Genomic DNA, 16,145 nt, shown 5'->3' on the forward strand with positions numbered 1-16,145 from the left:
TCCTCTCAGCGCGATACACTCTGCTTATAATAGTCCACGGAAGGGAAAGTCATGACCGAACCTGCCGACCTCGTGTCCGAGATCGAAGCGCTGGAATCGAAACTGCAAGAGGCGAAGGCCTCGATCACCCGTCGCTTTATCGGACAGGAGAGGGTCGTGGACCTGACCCTGACCGCGCTGCTGTGCGGCGGGCATGCGTTGCTGATCGGTCTGCCCGGTCTGGGTAAGACGCGACTGGTTGAAACGCTGTCGACCGTGATGGGCCTGCATGGCAACCGCATCCAGTTCACACCGGACCTGATGCCTGCTGATATTCTGGGGTCCGAAGTTCTGGATACCGCTGAAGATGGCAGCCGCCATTTCCGGTTCATTTCTGGTCCGATCTTTTGCCAACTGCTGATGGCGGATGAGATCAACCGCGCCAGTCCCCGGACGCAATCGGCGCTGCTGCAAGCGATGCAGGAGCGAACAGTGACAGTGGCGGGCGAGGATCGCTCGCTGGGTACGCCCTTTCATGTATTGGCGACGCAGAACCCGATTGAGCAGGAAGGCACCTATCCGCTGCCCGAGGCGCAGTTGGACCGGTTCCTTGTGCAGATCGACGTGGAATACCCCGATCGCCAGACCGAACGTGACATTCTGCTGGCCACCACGGGCGTCGAAGAAGATGACGCGCATGAGATTTTCACCAAAGAGGAATTGCTAGCCGCTCAGGTTCTGTTGCGGCGCATGCCCGTCGGAGATTCGGTGGTTGAGCTGATCCTCGATCTGGTGCGCGCCTTCCGCCCGGATGAGGCTGGCGTGTCCGAACGTGTGGCGGAAACGGTCGCTTGGGGGCCGGGTCCACGTGCGGCGCAGGCGCTGATGATGACAGTGCGCGCGCGCGCAATGCTGCAAGGGCGGTTGGCCCCGAATGCCGAGGACGTCTTGGATATGGCGCGCCCTGTGCTCAGCCACCGGATGGCGCTGAACTTTGCCGCCCGGGCGCGCGGGGACAGCCTTGCTGATCTGATCGAAAGCACCGCTGCCGGCTTGATCCGCACCGAGGCTGCGGCGTGAATGCTGCGCTGACCCTTCGTGAAAGATCCGAGGCCGAGGCGTCTCGGCTGCCGCCGCTGTTGGCGCGGGCTGAGCATCTGGCCGGAACCGTTCTGCTGGGCGATCACGGGCGTAGGCGTTCGGGGCTGGGTGATGATTTCTGGCAGTACCGCCCGGCCCAGATCGGGGACAGTCGCCGGATGATCGACCATCGCCGCTCGGCGCGCGGGGATCAGCAGTTTGTGCGCGAACGCGAATGGCAGATTGCGCAATCGGTGATGCTGTGGGTCGATCAGGGGGCCTCGATGCGATTTGCGTCTGACAATAACCACCCTACCAAGGCCGACCGTGCGCGTCTGCTGGGGCTGGCCACGGCCATCCTACTGGTGCGAGGCGGAGAACGCGTGGGCCTGACCGGCACCACCCTACCGCCACGGCGCGGCAACGCACAGATCGTGCGGCTGGCGCAGGCCTGGTCCGAAGATGCCGAGGCCGATTATGCGCCGCCCGAACACCGCGCCATGATCCCACATGCGCGGGCTGTGTTCATTTCCGATTTTCTCGGACCGATGGATGAGGTCGAACTGGCCCTGACCAAGGCTGCCGACCGGGGCGTGCGCGGTGTTCTGTTGCAGGTTCTGGACCCAAACGAGGAAAGTTTTCCCTATCGCGGTCGGACCATATTCGAAAGCGTCGGCGGCACGACCCGCCACGAGACATTGAAAGCCGGAGAGCTGCGCGACCGCTATCTGGATCGGCTTGCCAGACGCAAGGACGCGCTGACGCAGTTGTGTCGCGCGACTGGCTGGCAGCTTGGGTTGCACCACACGGGTGACAGCGCGCAGGCGGCTCTGCTGTGGCTCTATCGTGCGTTGGATCGGGGGTCTGTATGACGGTTTTGGCGGGTATTGGCTTTACTGCGCCTTGGGTGCTGCTGGGTTTGCTGACCTTGCCGATCCTGTGGCTGATCCTGCGTGCTGTGCCACCTGCGCCGATCCGTCGGTTGTTCCCGGCGGTGACGTTGCTGCTGGGCTTGAAAGATGAAGAAAGCGTCTCGGATCGGACACCCTGGTGGCTATTGCTGTTGCGAATGCTGGCAGCTGCGGCGATCATCATCGGGCTTGCAGGTCCGGTTCTGAACCCCTCGCGTGATCAAGCCGGGTCAGGACCGTTGATGTTGGTGCTGGATGCCAGTTGGGCCGGGGCCACGCAGTGGTCGTCGACGCTGGACCAGATCGATGCGCAACTGGCTGAGGCTGGGCGCGCTGGGCGGACCGTTGCAATCCTGAGCCTGACCCAACCTGAGATGCCGGTGTTCCAGTCTGCCGAAGACTGGCGCGGCAGGTTGCCCGGTCTGGCGCCCGCCCCGTGGCAGCCAACCGAGATCCAGATAGAACAAAGCGCTGCTGCGTTGAACCAGCTAGATGGCGGGTTCGATACGCATTGGTTCAGCGACCGATTGGACTATGACGGGTATGACGCGATCCTTGCAGAGTTGCAGCGGCGGGGCGAAGTGACGGTGTATCAGTCTGCCTCGCCTGTATTTGCGATCCTGCCGGCGTCTTATCAGGACGGGCTTATACAACTGACCGCGCAACGGTCTGAGGCCGGACCGGCTGAGGAAATCTCTGTTCTAGCACAGGGCCGCGATCCAGCCGGTGCGATGCGTGTTCTGCAGTCGGTGGATATGACGTTCGACAGCGGTGAAACACAGGCCCAGGTCGATCTTTCCTTACCGTCCGAGTTGCGCGCCCGCATCACGCGGTTCGAAATCCAGGGCCAACGCTCGGCCGGCGCTTTGACACTGACCGATGACAGCCTGCGGCGACGCGAAGTTGCCCTGATCGCCGGCACCTTGAACCGCGAAGGGCTCGAGCTGTTGTCACCGCTGCACTACCTGACGCAGGTGCTGATCCCAACGGCAGATTTCGTCGAGGGTGGTTTGCTGGACGTTTTGCCCGCCAACCCGGACGTGATCGTTCTGGCTGATGTGGCGAAACTGTCCGCGGGTGAGCAAGAGGCCGTGGTCGAATGGGTTGAACAGGGCGGGTTGCTGTTGCGCTTTGCCGGGCCACGTATGGCCGCCAGCGATCTGGGTCGCGACGCCGAGGATGCTTTGCTGCCGGTGCGCCTGCGCAGCGGGGGCCGCTCGGTCGGAGGTGCGATGAGCTGGGGCGAGGCCAAGGGGCTGGCTCCGTTCCCGGAAGAATCGCCCTTTTACGGGCTCGAGGTGCCGTCGGACGTTTCGGTGACCACGCAAGTAATGGCCCAACCCGACCCTAATCTGGCGGATCGGGTGATTGCCTCGCTTTCGGATGGCACACCGCTGGTGACACGCAAGGCTTTGGGTCTGGGGCAGGTGGTGCTGTTTCATGTGACTGCAGATGCGGAATGGTCCAGCCTGCCGCTGTCGGGTCTGTTCGTCGAAATGCTGGACCGTCTGGCGGTCGCGTCGGCGGCCAAGTCACGGCAAGAGTCACAGTTGCAGGGCACCACGTGGGAGCCGATTCAGGTAATGGACGGCTTTGGTACCCTAACGGATGCAGGCAACCTGTCCGGTGTGGACGGTGTCGATCTTGTCTTGGGCCAGATCGGCCCGGATCTGCGTCCGGGGCTGTATGAAAGTGGTAAACAAAAGCTGGCGCTTAACGTTCTGACCGAGGATGCGGCTCTGACCCCTATTTCCTGGCCAGCTGATGTGCCGATCAAGGGGCAAGAGATCAGTAGCGAGACCCCGATCGGCGGCATACTCCTTAGCCTCGCGCTTTTGCTGCTGACGTTGGATGTTATAGCGTCACTTGCGCTGTCAGGACGTCTGGGATTGGCGCGCGCTGCGGCTGTGGCGCTGGGCGCTGTGCTGATTGCCCCCGACGCGCAGGCGCAGACGCCAGAAGATACCGAGTTTGCCTTGAATGCCACGACCGAGCTGGTGCTGGCGCATGTGTTGACCGGCAACGCAGAGGTTGACGATATCGCAGGCGCGGGCATGCGCGGGCTGGCGCAGACGCTGTTCTACCGCACATCGGTCGAACCGGCCGACCCAATCGGAGTGGATCTGGAACGTGATGAGCTAGCCTTTTTCCCGTTGCTCTACTGGCCGATCACTCCGGATCAACCGCAACCCTCGGCCGAGGCATATTCCAAGCTGAACGCCTATTTGCGGTCGGGCGGGATGATCCTGTTTGACACGCGCGATTCAGATGTGGCGCGGTTCGGCGCCGCCAGTCCCAATGGCCGCAAGTTGCAGCAACTGGCAGGACCGCTGAACATCCCATCGCTCGAACCTATTCCCCGTGACCATGTGCTGACGAGGACCTTCTATCTGCTGCAGGATTTTCCCGGTCGGTATGCAAGCACGGATGTTTGGGTCGAGTCTGCACCGCTGGATGCTGAGCAGATCGACGGGATGCCGTTCAGGAACCTCAACGACAATGTGACGCCTGTGGTGATCGGCGGCAATGACTGGGCCGGGGCATGGGCCGTGGATCGAAATGGTCAGGCGCTTTTGCCCGTTGGGCGCGGCTATGCTGGGGAACGTCAGCGTGAGCTGGCCAACCGCTTCGGGGTCAATCTGGTGATGCATGTGCTGACCGGAAACTACAAATCGGATCAGGTACATGTACCTGCGCTGTTGGACAGGTTGGGACAATGACCGGAACCGTACTTTTTGACCCGTTGATCCCGTGGACGGTTTTGGCTGTTGTGGCTGCCATTGCCGTGGCGGGTGTGGCGTTGGCCCTGTGGCGTGGGCTGTCGGGCTGGGCGTTGCGTGGTTTGGCGGCGCTGGTGGTGGTCGCGGCATTGACTGGGCCCGTTTATCAGGTCGAAGATCGCGCTCCGCTGACCGACATCGTATTGATGATCGAAGACGAAAGCGCCAGCCAGACTTTGTCGGACCGGGCTGAACAAACGGTCCAAACCGCCGATAATCTGGCCGCCGAGATCGAGTCTCGCGACAACACCGAACTGCGTCGTATCAAAGTTGGCGACGGTGAGGGCGACGAGGGTACTCAGGTCATGGCTGCGCTGAACGAAGCGCTGGCCGAAGAGCCCCGCGCCAGAATTGCGGGCATTCTGGTCGTCTCGGACGGTATCATCCACGACGCAGAGCAGGCGCCGGACCTTCCTGCGCCAATGCACCTTTTGCAGACGGGACGTGCCGATGATTGGGATCGTCGTCTGATCGTTCGTAACGCTCCGGCCTTTGCCATTATCGGCGAGCCCGTCACCCTGACATTGCGGGTCGAAGACAGCGGTGCCGCTCCGGCGGGTGCGGCAACCGCCCCGCTAGAAATCTCGGTCGATGGCGCCGAGGCAGAGCATTTTACCATTCCCATCGGTGTCGATGTCGAGTTGCCCATCACGCTGCCCCATGGCGGGCGCAATGTTCTGCAGTTCACGGTACCACAGGCCGAGGGCGAGCTGACCGACCGCAACAATACAGCGCTGATCCAAATGAACGGTGTGCGCGACCGGTTGCGGGTGCTGCTGGTCTCGGGCGAGCCGCACCCCGGCGGGCGGACTTGGCGGAACCTGCTGAAATCCGACAGCTCGGTTGATCTGGTGCATTTCACCATTCTGCGCCCACCCGAGAAACAGGACGGTGTACCGGTTGACGAACTTTCGCTGATCGCTTTTCCAACGCGCGAGCTGTTTCTCGAGAAGATCAACGATTTCGACCTGATCATCTTTGACCGCTACAAGCGTCGCGGCATTCTTCCGGCGATCTATCTGGACAATGTCAGCAACTATATCAACGAAGGTGGCGCTGTGCTGATCGCCGCGGGGCCGGATTTTGCCAGCGCCGACAGTATCTTTCGATCTCCGCTTGCGCCCATACTTCCCGCACAGCCGACCGCGCGTGTGATCGAGGAGCGGTTTGTTCCGATGGTAAGTGATCTGGGTCGCAGGCATCCGGTGACGACCGATTTGGGCGACTCGGATCAATGGGGGGCGTGGTTACGCCAGATCGACGTCAAGCAACGCAAGGGTGACGTGCTGATGACCGGAGTGGAAGACCGGCCATTGTTGGTGCTGGACCGGGTGGGCGAGGGTCGCGTGGCCATGCTGGCCTCGGATCACGCCTGGCTGTGGAGTCGCGGTTTCGAAGGCGGCGGGCCGCAGTTAGAACTGTTGCGCCGTCTGGCGCATTGGATGATGAAAGAGCCCGAGCTGGAAGAAGAGGCCCTGTGGGCCGAAGCCAACGGCCAAGTCATGCGCATTATTCGCCAGACTTTGGAAGATGAAGTTGGCCCGGTCACTGTCACGCAACCCAATGGCGAAACGCTTGAGGTGACATTGGACGAGGTCTCACCCGGTCGGTTCGAAGCGCAATATTACGGGCCCGAGATTGGCCTTTACCGTTTGCAGGAGGGTGAGCACTCGGCGGTGATCGGCCTTGGCCCGGCCGCGCCAAAAGAGTTCGAGCGCACGATTGCCACCTCGGAGGTGCTGGACCCTATTCTGGCGGAGCTGCGCGGAGGCACCATCCGGATCGAGGATGGTATGCCGTCAATCCGCAATGTGCGGGCCGGTCGACCGGCCTCGGGTCGCGGTTGGATCGGCCTGACGCCGCGCAACGCTTATGAAACGCGGGATGTGAATCAGGCCGGATTGTTGCCGCCATGGTTGGTTTTGCTGTTGGCTGGCGGTTTCCTGATTGGTGGATGGATGCGCGAAGGGCGGCGTTGATCCCGAAGTCTCTGACGACAAGGCCCCGTTTGGTCAGAGCACCGAGCGTCGTTCCGCCCGCTGGCAACAGGGTGGTCAGAGTATTTGGCATGCAAGCTTGGGCAAACCGATCTGGCCGTCTGTTACGCATTCTGACAGCGTCGAGCGACAGGGCCGATGGCTGACAATTTTCTGTGCGCGGCATGAAGCTCCTTAGGTTTCATCCAATCCCTGATCCACGATCAGCTGCTCAGGTGACGGCTTAAACACTTCTTCACGCTCTGCCGCGATGCTGGGTTGGAAATGCTTTGGGATCGTCACGGATGAGTCTTGCAACAAAACTGGCACAGGAAAGACGCGCGCGGCTGGCTGCCGAACGGTTGCTTGAGATGAAACAGGCCGAGCTGTCGGCGGCCAATCGCAAACTTGGCTTGCACGCGATGGCCCTGACCAAACGTATTGGCGAAACGCAGGCCGAGGTTGAGACCGTTCGCGATGAGAACGAAAAGGTCAAATCTGATCTGACGCTGGCCAATGCCAAGATCGAAGTGGCCGAGCGTCGGCTGTGGCATTCGATACAGACATTCCATGACGGGTTTGCGTTTTTCGATGGCGACAATCGCCTGATCGGAGCGAACACGGCCTACCTGAGTGTGTTCGAAGGTATTGACGAGGTTGCGCCCGGTATCGCCTATCCCCGTATTCTGGAAATTCTCACGACCGAGGGATTGATTGATCTTGGCGATGAAGCTGCGTGCGATTGGATACGGCGAATGCAGGCCAGGTGGGCGAAAACGAACCCCGAGCCTGAAATTATTCGCCTTTGGAACGGCCACTACTTCAAACTGATTGACCAGCGCGGCAACGGGGGGGACGTGGTCAGCCTGGCGCTGAACATTTCTGCGTCGGTCCGACACGAGGCCGAGCTGAAAGCCGCACGTGAAAGGGCTGAAGCCGCAAACCGCGCAAAGTCTGCGTTTTTGGCAAATATGAGCCACGAAATCAGAACCCCGATGAATGGTATCGTGGGCATGACCGAACTGATTTCGGAAACGCCACTGGATGAAGAACAAAGGCTCTATCTCAATACTATCCGCAATTCGGGCGAGGCATTGTTGGTCATCATCAATGATGTTTTGGACTATTCGAAGATCGAAGCTGACAAGCTGATCCTGCATCCCGAACAATTCGATTTTGAGCGATGCATACTGGAAGTATCTATGCTGCTGCAGCCCAGTGTTCGGGACAAGGGGCTGACATTGCTGGTCGACTACGACCTTTTCCTGCCAACTCTCTTCATGGGTGATCCGGGGCGCGTGCGTCAGGTTTTGACCAATCTGGTTGGCAACGCAGTCAAGTTCACGTCACACGGTCATGTGCTCATTCGGGTAACAGGAGTACCCAATACGGATCTGCGCACCTGCGATATCCATGTGGCAATCGAGGACACCGGGATAGGCATCGATGCCGAGAAAATTGACCATATTTTTGGTGAATTCAACCAGGTCGAGGATGAACGCAACCGGCAGTTTGAAGGAACAGGGTTGGGTCTGGCCATCACTAAACGGTTGATCGCTTTGATGGGTGGCATGATCTGGGTTGAAAGTGAACCACGCGAGGGCTCGTGCTTCGGGTTCCGAATTTCTCTGCCGACAATTGAAGGCCCCCAGCCCGAACCGCCCGATCTGGCGGAGGGGCTGAGGCACGTCATCGTGGCCGAAGATATGGCTGTAAACCGTGCCATCCTGGCCAAACAGTTCAGTCGTCTGGGGGCTCGGGTAACGGTTTGTAGCTCTGGCAGCGAAGCGTTGTCGAAGATTGAAGACAGCGTGGGACTTATTCTGTGCGATCACGATCTGCCTGACATGGATGGATTAGAGCTTGCCACCACACTCAAGGACCGGGGACGGGACGACCTGCCCATTGTCCTGATGTCGGCCAACCCAGCAATGATCCACGCCAATCCAGCCCGCCATCTTATTGAAGGTGTTCTGCAGAAACCCATACCCAGAGCCGAACTCTATTCGCGACTGACCGCTTTGGGTCGCGCAGCGCAAACGGATGACGTACCGCCTGTTACAACCATAGCGGCTTCCTTGTCCAACGGATCGCAAAAACGGCTCATGCGGGTTCTGGCCGCCGAAGACAACAGGACCAACCAATTGATCCTGCAAAAAATGGTTAAAGATCTGAACATCGATCTGCGCTTTGCAGCAAACGGAACTGAGGCTGTTGAGGCTTATCAGGACTTCGACCCCGATCTTGTTTTCATGGACATATCTATGCCAGGCATGGACGGCAAACAGGCGACGGCAGAAATCCGACGACGAGAGATTGAGACAGGCCGCCACGTTCCCATCATCGCCCTGACGGCGCATGCAATGGCAGGAGATGATCAGGGTATCCTGTCGGCGGGGTTGGACCATTATCTGACCAAGCCGCTGCAAAAGCGGAAAATTCATCTGATGATCCAAAACCACCAACCTGATGGGACACACCCGTTGATTGCCGATGCGCATGTGCCGGGCTAGGCTTTCACAATGACTGAACTCCGCGGCTTTCACCCTCGCGCCTTGGGCGAGATCGCCATCCGCTGCGCTGATATGGCGGCGATGGTGGCGTTTTACGAAGACGTCATCGGCCTGCAGCGCCTGAGCGGCGACTACAACAGCGCCATCACCTTTTTCCGCATTGCCGAAGGCTTTTCAGGTCATACGCAGGTGCTGGCCCTGTTCCATCATGCTGCCGCCCCACGACCGGGGCTGCACCCCAGCGGTGCCGACCGACCTGCCACAGGGGCCGGATCATCGCTGCACCACATCGCGCTGTCGCTACCGTTCGAAGAGCAAGAGGCCGTGATGCGCTGGTATGACAAAATGGGCCAACCCTACCGGGTTGAGCAGTTCGGCTGGATCGGGTGGCGAGGGATTTTCACCGAAGACCCCGAGGGCAACACTGTGGAGTTGGTAGCCTATGATCCTTCAATGCTGAATCAGGACGAATAGGGGCGCACAAAGACCGGTTTATCGTCAGACGAAAGGTCGGGACGATAGGCATATCCGCCAGTGTTGAAATCCAACAGACCAGCCGGATCGGTTAGGCGGTGCTGAATGATATAGCGAGCCATGGCCCCGCGCGCTTTCTTGGCGAAAAAGCTGACGATCTTGGGGGTGCCCGCCTTGTCCTCCATGAACACAGGAGTGATCACCCGCAGTTTCAGCGCTTGTGGATCAACCGCGCCGAAATATTCCTGACTGGCGCAGTTCACCAGCACGTCCGACCCGATCTGCGCGCCCTGCGCGTTCAAAGCCTTGCTCAGCTGATCGCGCCAGTATTCATACAGGTTCTTGCCGCGCCGGGTTTTCAGCTTGCTGCCCATCTCAAGCCGATAGGCCTGAATGGCGTCCAGCGGACGCAGCACGCCGTAAAGCCCCGACAGAATGCGCAGGTGATCCTGTGCCCATGCCATTTCGTCGGCATCCAAAGATGCGGCTTCAAGCCCCTGATAGGTGTCACCGGCAAAGGCCAGCGCTGCGGGGCGGGTCAGATCGGCCTCGGGCGCATCAGAAAAGGCGCGATAGCGGTCGCGGTTCAGGCGTGCCAGATCATCACTGAGGTCCATCAGCTTTTTCAGATCGCCCAGCGTCAGGTTGCGGGCGGTTTTCGACAGCCGGATCGCGTCGTCCTGAAAATCGGGTTGAGTGACCGTCACATCGCGCTCGGCCCAGTCCAGCCGCTTGGCCGGGGAAATCACTACCAGCATATCCGCCCTTACTCCTTGCCTGATAGGGCGTATTTAGCCCGCCTGTTCCAGCACGTCCAGAAAGGCGGCGCCAAACCTTTCGTGACGACGGTCGCCCAGCACCTGTTCCAGCCCGCGCTGATCGCCGGGCCGCAGTTGGGCCACCTTGGCCAGTTGCGAGGCCGAACACGTCAGCGGTTTGTCGATCCCATCCGGCCCGCGGGTCAGGTCATTCTGTGCGGCCAGAAGCTGGTCGTAGATCTCGCCCTGATCGCGCCCGGCCAGTTTGCGGCGGGCCGGGTGCAGGGCGGCGGCCTCACCCGCGATCACCTCAAGGAAAGTATCGCCATAGCGTTCCAGCTTTTTCGCGCCAATACCCACGATCCGGGCCATATCGTCCAGCGTCATCGGGCGGGTTTCCGCCATTTCGATGAGGGTGCGGTCGGGAAAGATGACATAGGCCGGAACCCGTTGGGATTCTGCCAGCGCGCGGCGTTTGGCCTTGAGCGCCGACAGCAGCGGCGCGTCTTCTTCGGCCACCATAGCCTTGACGGCGGGGCGCCGGGTGGCTTTGCGGATCGTGTCCTTGCGCAGGTTGATCTGCGCCTCGCCCTTCAGGATCGGCTTGGCGGCCTTGGTCATGCGCAGCGCGCCGTGGCGGTCGGGATCGGGACGGACCAGATCATGTCCCATCATCTGCCGGAAAATTGCCTGCCATTGCGGGCGGGACCAGTCCTTGCCAATGCCCCATGTGGACAGGGCGTCGTGCCGCCGCGCGCGGACCTTGTCGGTTTCATTGGCCAGCAGGATGTCGATCAGATGGCCCGATCCAAACCATTCCTCGGTGCGCAGGATCGCGGATAGGGCCATGCGGACGGGGGTGGTGCCGTCGAACACTTCGGGCGGGGTGTCGCAGAGATCGCATTTGCCGCAGGGCTCGGCCTTTTCGCCGAAATAGCCCAGCAGGGATTGACGGCGACAGACCAGCGCCTCGGCCAACCCAAGCAGAGCATTCAGACGGGCATGGTCGGCCATACGCCGTTCAGCCGGGGCCAGCCCTTCGTCGATTTGCGAGCGGCGCAGGCGGATGTCATCCGGTCCAAACAGGGTCAGAGTCTCGGCCGGGCCGCCGTCGCGGCCCGCGCGGCCGATCTCCTGATAGTATGCCTCGATGGATTTGGGCAGGTCCGCATGGGCGACCCAGCGGATGTCGGGTTTGTCGATGCCCATACCAAAGGCGACGGTCGCGACCACGATCAGTCCATCTTCGCGCGCAAAGCGGGTTTCGACAATGCGGCGATCTTCGGGGTCCATACCGCCGTGATAGTGACAGGCCGAGTGTCCCTCGGCGCGCAGGGCCTGCGCCAGCACTTCGGTCTTGTTGCGGGTGCCGCAATAGACGATGCCGGATTGCCCTTTGCGCGCGGCGGCGAAATCCAGCACCTGTTTGCGTGGCCCGTCTTTGGCAGCAAAGGCCAGATGGATGTTGGGTCGGTCAAACCCGCGCAGAAATTTGCGGGGCGCGGTGCCGTCGAACAGTTTCTCGACAATCTCGTCCTGCGTTTCGGCATCCGCTGTGGCGGTGAAGGCTGCCAAGGGGACGTTCAGCGCGCGCCGCAGCTCTCCGATCCGCAGGTAATCGGGGCGGAAGTCATGGCCCCATTGGCTGACGCAATGCGCCTCGTCCACCGCAATAAGGCTGACATTGATCCGGCGCAGCATTCCCAAAGCCGACCCGGCGGCCAGACGTTCGGGGGCCATGTATAGGAGTTTCAGCCGCCCGGCCTCCAATGCCTCCCAGACCGCATCGGTTTCTTCGGGAGTGTTGCCCGAGGTCAGCGCGCCAGCCTCAACCCCGGCCTCTTGCAACCCGCGCACCTGATCGCGCATCAGGGCGATCAGGGGGGAAATCACCACCGTCACGCCGTCGCGCAGCAGGGCAGGCAGTTGGAAACAAAGGGATTTACCGCCACCCGTGGGCATGATGGCCAGAACGTTCTCGCCTGCCGTCACGGCGTCGACGATCTCTTCCTGACCGGGTCGGAAATCGTCGAATCCAAAGACATCTCGCAGCAAAGGCGCGGAGTCGAACATCTGCGGGGTTGCCCTGTTTTAAGGTTTATCTGCTCTTAAGACAGGACAATCACACACTAAGATTCGGTGAACAAGAGGTCAGACGAAATAGACCATATTGTTGATCAGAATGATCCGCGCCGCATAGACGCCGACCAGCACGACAAGAGGCGTCAGGTCCAGCCCGCCCATCGCGGGTAGGATACGGCGGATCGGTCCGTATATCGGCTCGAGTATGCGGTTCAGGCCGTACCAGATTTGCGCCACCAGCTGTTGATGCAGGTTTAGCACCTGAAAATTGATCAGCCAGCTCATGATCACATGGGCCAGAATGATGAACCAGACAATGTCCAGGATCAGCAGAAGGATTTGGATCAGCGACAGCATGGGGCCTCCGGGGTATTGCTTTGTCGAGACGTAAGCGCCCCGGCGTCAAAGAGCAAGCCCGCGCCAACACAACCCTTGCGAATTGGGGTAAAGCCCCGTCTTATAAAGACAACGATAACAGGGGCAGTCATGGCAGAGATTTCCAAGCGCAAGCGCATCTGGGGCTGGTGGTTTTTTGACTGGGCCAGTCAGCCCTATCACACGTTGTTGGTCACCTTTGTCTTTGGCCCCTATTTTGCGGGCGTTGCGGCGGGGTACTTCAGCGGCACCGGGCTGGATGCACAGGCCGCCGCCGCGCGGGCGCAAACGGTTTGGGCCAATTGCCTGACGATCACCGGGCTGATCATCGCTTTTGGTGCCCCCTTGCTGGGCGCTATGGCGGATGTATCAGGGCGGCGCATCCCGTGGATATTTGCGTTCTCGGTGATGTATGCGGTGGGCTCGGCTGCGCTGTGGTATACGTTGCCTGATGGGTCGAACATGTGGCTGATGCTGTCAGCCTTTGGTCTGGGCTTTGTGGGGGCGGAATACGCGCTGATCTTCATCAACTCGCAATTGCCTGATCTGGGCGATGACAGCGAAGTGGGTGAGATTTCGGGATCGGGCTTTGCCTTCGGTTATTTTGGCGGGCTGATCTCGCTGGCGATTATGTTGCTGCTGTTTGTGGAACAGCCCAATGGCAAAACACTGATCGGCCTGGACCCAGCCTTTGGACTAGACGCCGCCGCGCAGGAGGGGACGCGCTTTGTCGGCCCCTTCACCGCGTTGTGGTTCGTGCTGTTTATGGCGCCTTATTTCTTGTGGGTTCGCGACGATCCGCAGACCCAGAAAACGGGTAGCCTGGCTGAGGCGCTGCGGTTGCTGGGCAAATCCATCTCGGATCTGCGGCACCGGGTCAGTCTGGCGACCTATCTGGGGTCATCCATGTTCTACCGCGATGCGCTGAACGGGCTTTACAGCTTCGGTGGCGTTTACGCACGGTTGGTGCTGGAATGGGATCTGATCAAGATCGGCGTCTTTGGGATTGTCAGCGTTCTGGCCTCGGCCATCTTTGCGTGGATCGGGGGCAAGGCGGACAAGAAATACGGCCCTAAACCAGTGATTTTGATCGCGATCTGGGTGCTGATCTTTGTCTGTATCACCGTGGTGTCGATGGACCGGACACAGATTTACGGCATTGCTTTAACCGAGGGGTCGGGCCTGCCGGATATGGTGTTCTTTGGTTGTGGCGTCCTGATCGGCGGTATGGGGGGCATCCTGCAATCGGCCAGCCGGTCGTTAATGGTGCGCCACACGGACCCAAAAGCCCCGGTCGAGAGCTTTGGCCTGTATGGCCTGTCGGGCCGGGCCACCGCATTTGCCGCGCCTTTGTTGGTGGGGATTGTCACGGCGGCCACAGGAAGTGCGCGTCTGGGGGTGTCACCGATCATTGCTTTGTTTATTCTGGGCTTGTTCCTAATGCGCTGGGTTAAACCGGAAGGGGATCAGAGCAGATGATTTTATTACGTTTTTTGACCGTATTGGCGGCCATTGCATGGGCGGGCGCAGTGGGCGCACAGCCGCTGGCCAAACAGCTTTTCGGGGCGCAAAAGCAAAGTTCGCAGCAAAAACCAGCCGCGTTCGGCAGTTATTCGCGCGGATGTGCCGCCGGTTCGGTGCAGCTGCCCGAAACTGGACCTACCTGGCAGGCCATGCGCCTGTCGCGCAACCGCAACTGGGGGCACCCAGTGGCGATCGACTATGTGCAGGATCTCAGCCGGTTTGCTGCGAAACAGCCAGGCTGGAATGGGCTTTATATCGGGGATATCAGCCAGCCGAGGGGCGGGCCGATGACATCCGGTCACCGCTCGCACCAGTTGGGCCTCGATATCGACATCTGGATGCTGCCCGGCGACAACATGCGACTGGGGCGCAAAGCGCGCGAGAACATCTCGTCAATTTCCCTGCGCCGGTCCGCAGGGGCCTTTGTGAATGACAACTGGACCCGACAACACCACGAGATCCTGAAAGCCGCCGCCAAGGACAAGCGCGTGGCGCGGATTTTTGTCTTTCCTGGCGCCAAGGTGCAAATGTGCAAGGATGAAAAGGGCAACCGCGCCTATTTGCGAAAAATCCGGCCATGGTGGGGGCATCACTATCATTTCCATGTTCGACTGGCCTGTCCGCGTGGTTCGAAAGGATGCGTCAATCAGGACCCGCCACCCAAGGGCGATGGCTGTGATCAAGCGCAGCAATGGGTGAACAACATTCTCAACCCGCCTCCGCCCGATCCCAATGCGCCTGCACCGAAGCCCCGGCGTGAATATCGTTTGGCCGATCTGCCTCAGCAATGCGCCGCCGTTCTGCAATCCAACTGATCTGCGCGCTGCCCTTTGCGGGGGCAGCAACAGCGGTCGAGGTCAAGTCCGCGACCCATCTGCAAAGCCATGTGTGGCGTCACACCGCTGATTGGTTCGGCGGGTTTTCGGCCCTGCAGATGTCAGAGGGTGGCCGCAAGATGGTCGTGCTTAGCGATCGGGCGACGTTGGTGAGCGCGACCATTGCGCGGGATAAGAACGGTATCCGAGATATCCAAATCACAGGCCACTGGCCGGTTCTGTCCAGCAAGGGGCGACCTTTGACAGGAAGGGTTGGCGATTCCGAGGGTATCGCCTTTGCGTCCGATGGCAGCTTTTACATCTCATTCGAGGCCCTGCACCGCGTGGCGCATTATCGCGCCCCAAGTGCCAAAGCCAGTGTGCTACCCCGGTCGCAAGCATTCCAAACCCATGACCTGAACGGGTCTTTCGAAGCTTTGGCAATTGACGCTGCAGGTCAGCTTTACACCATGCCCGAGAAAAGCCGGACTCCGCATGGCGACATCCCCGTCTATCGCTGGGATGGGCAAGCGTGGTCGACACCGTTTGTGCTGCCGCAGAGCGGAAAATTCCTGCCTGTATCGGCCGATTTCGACCCCGACGGCAGGCTTTACGTGTTGGAGCGTGCCTTGGGGTGGACGGGGTTTAAGTCCCGGTTGCGGCGCTGGCAGATTGACGCAGACGGGCCTCAGACCGAAGAAACCCTGTTCCAGACCGGCACCGGCGCGCATGACAACCTGGAAGGTCTGTCCATCTGGCGCGACGATCAGGGGCGGCTGCGGGCAACGATGATCTCGGATGACAACTTTCTGGCCTTACAACGCACCGAGCTGGTGGAATACCTGCTGCCCGATTGACTTAGGTCCCCCAAGCGTCTA

General features: G+C 60.3%; 12 protein-coding genes. 9 read left to right on the forward strand and 3 right to left on the reverse strand.

The window, feature by feature from the left end:
• The first annotated feature begins 51 nt into the window (after nt 1-51).
• The 6 genes from AC2FF7_RS13005 (at nt 52) to AC2FF7_RS13030 (ending at nt 9,713) form a co-directional block, all read left to right on the forward strand.
• The gene (locus AC2FF7_RS13005; RefSeq protein WP_170755170.1) at nt 52-1,059 is read left to right on the forward strand and encodes an AAA family ATPase; all 1,008 of its coding nucleotides are present in this window, start codon (nt 52-54) and stop codon (nt 1,057-1,059) included.
• Complete coding sequence (locus AC2FF7_RS13010) at nt 1,056-1,931, forward strand: DUF58 domain-containing protein (protein ID WP_480869076.1); 876 nt, start codon at nt 1,056-1,058, stop codon at nt 1,929-1,931. The genes AC2FF7_RS13005 and AC2FF7_RS13010 overlap by 4 nt, the downstream gene beginning before the upstream one ends.
• Nucleotides 1,928-4,690 carry a DUF4159 domain-containing protein gene (locus tag AC2FF7_RS13015; protein WP_496905757.1) on the forward strand — a complete coding sequence of 921 codons (2,763 nt, stop codon included), beginning with the start codon at nt 1,928-1,930 and terminating at the stop codon, nt 4,688-4,690. Before AC2FF7_RS13010 ends, AC2FF7_RS13015 begins: the two co-directional genes overlap by 4 nt.
• Complete coding sequence (locus AC2FF7_RS13020) at nt 4,687-6,729, forward strand: hypothetical protein (protein WP_496905758.1); 2,043 nt, start codon at nt 4,687-4,689, stop codon at nt 6,727-6,729. Before AC2FF7_RS13015 ends, AC2FF7_RS13020 begins: the two co-directional genes overlap by 4 nt.
• A 302-nt stretch (nt 6,730-7,031) precedes the next feature.
• Nucleotides 7,032-9,239 (forward strand): response regulator, encoded by a 2,208-nt coding sequence (locus tag AC2FF7_RS13025; RefSeq protein ID WP_496905759.1) that lies wholly within the window; start codon nt 7,032-7,034, stop codon nt 9,237-9,239.
• A gap of 9 nt (nt 9,240-9,248) precedes the next feature.
• A complete protein-coding gene (locus AC2FF7_RS13030) occupies nt 9,249-9,713 on the forward strand; it encodes a VOC family protein (RefSeq protein ID WP_496905760.1) in 465 nt (154 codons plus the stop codon).
• On the opposite strand, the gene yaaA is transcribed toward AC2FF7_RS13030, so the two are convergent.
• The 3 genes from yaaA to AC2FF7_RS13045 form a co-directional block, all read right to left on the reverse strand.
• Nucleotides 9,701-10,471, reverse strand: coding sequence for a peroxide stress protein YaaA (yaaA, locus tag AC2FF7_RS13035; protein ID WP_480869080.1), 771 nt, complete (start codon nt 10,469-10,471; stop codon nt 9,701-9,703). The genes AC2FF7_RS13030 and yaaA overlap by 13 nt on opposite strands.
• A 33-nt stretch (nt 10,472-10,504) precedes the next feature.
• Nucleotides 10,505-12,544 (reverse strand): DNA helicase RecQ, encoded by a 2,040-nt coding sequence (recQ, locus tag AC2FF7_RS13040; RefSeq protein WP_480869081.1) that lies wholly within the window; start codon nt 12,542-12,544, stop codon nt 10,505-10,507.
• A gap of 78 nt (nt 12,545-12,622) precedes the next feature.
• Nucleotides 12,623-12,910 carry a YggT family protein gene (locus tag AC2FF7_RS13045; RefSeq protein ID WP_480869082.1) on the reverse strand — a complete coding sequence of 96 codons (288 nt, stop codon included), beginning with the start codon at nt 12,908-12,910 and terminating at the stop codon, nt 12,623-12,625.
• A gap of 129 nt (nt 12,911-13,039) precedes the next feature.
• Between AC2FF7_RS13045 and AC2FF7_RS13050 the strand changes: the two genes are divergently transcribed.
• From AC2FF7_RS13050 to AC2FF7_RS13060, 3 genes are read left to right on the forward strand one after another with little or no spacing between them, the layout of a single operon-like run.
• The gene (locus AC2FF7_RS13050) at nt 13,040-14,407 is read left to right on the forward strand and encodes an MFS transporter (RefSeq protein ID WP_480869083.1); all 1,368 of its coding nucleotides are present in this window, start codon (nt 13,040-13,042) and stop codon (nt 14,405-14,407) included.
• Nucleotides 14,404-15,267: a penicillin-insensitive murein endopeptidase gene (gene mepA, locus AC2FF7_RS13055; RefSeq protein WP_170355862.1), complete on the forward strand. Its 864-nt coding sequence runs from the start codon at nt 14,404-14,406 to the stop codon at nt 15,265-15,267. Before AC2FF7_RS13050 ends, mepA begins: the two co-directional genes overlap by 4 nt.
• A complete protein-coding gene (locus AC2FF7_RS13060; RefSeq protein ID WP_480869085.1) occupies nt 15,240-16,124 on the forward strand; it encodes an esterase-like activity of phytase family protein in 885 nt (294 codons plus the stop codon). The genes mepA and AC2FF7_RS13060 overlap by 28 nt, the downstream gene beginning before the upstream one ends.
• The last annotated feature ends 21 nt before the right edge of the window (nt 16,125-16,145 follow it).

This window comes from Ruegeria sp. YTSC325, assembly GCF_059609525.1.

Coding starts and splice junctions, on each gene's coding strand:
- AC2FF7_RS13005 (WP_170755170.1), top strand. CDS start 52: ATGACCGAACCTGCCGACCTCGTGTCCGAGATCGAAGCGCTGGAATCG.
- AC2FF7_RS13015 (WP_496905757.1), top strand. CDS start 1,928: ATGACGGTTTTGGCGGGTATTGGCTTTACTGCGCCTTGGGTGCTGCTG.
- AC2FF7_RS13020 (WP_496905758.1), top strand. CDS start 4,687: ATGACCGGAACCGTACTTTTTGACCCGTTGATCCCGTGGACGGTTTTG.
- AC2FF7_RS13025 (WP_496905759.1), top strand. CDS start 7,032: ATGAGTCTTGCAACAAAACTGGCACAGGAAAGACGCGCGCGGCTGGCT.
- AC2FF7_RS13030 (WP_496905760.1), top strand. CDS start 9,249: ATGACTGAACTCCGCGGCTTTCACCCTCGCGCCTTGGGCGAGATCGCC.
- yaaA (WP_480869080.1), bottom strand. CDS start 10,471: ATGCTGGTAGTGATTTCCCCGGCCAAGCGGCTGGACTGGGCCGAGCGC.
- recQ (WP_480869081.1), bottom strand. CDS start 12,544: ATGTTCGACTCCGCGCCTTTGCTGCGAGATGTCTTTGGATTCGACGAT.
- AC2FF7_RS13045 (WP_480869082.1), bottom strand. CDS start 12,910: ATGCTGTCGCTGATCCAAATCCTTCTGCTGATCCTGGACATTGTCTGG.
- AC2FF7_RS13050 (WP_480869083.1), top strand. CDS start 13,040: ATGGCAGAGATTTCCAAGCGCAAGCGCATCTGGGGCTGGTGGTTTTTT.
- mepA (WP_170355862.1), top strand. CDS start 14,404: ATGATTTTATTACGTTTTTTGACCGTATTGGCGGCCATTGCATGGGCG.
- AC2FF7_RS13060 (WP_480869085.1), top strand. CDS start 15,240: ATGCGCCGCCGTTCTGCAATCCAACTGATCTGCGCGCTGCCCTTTGCG.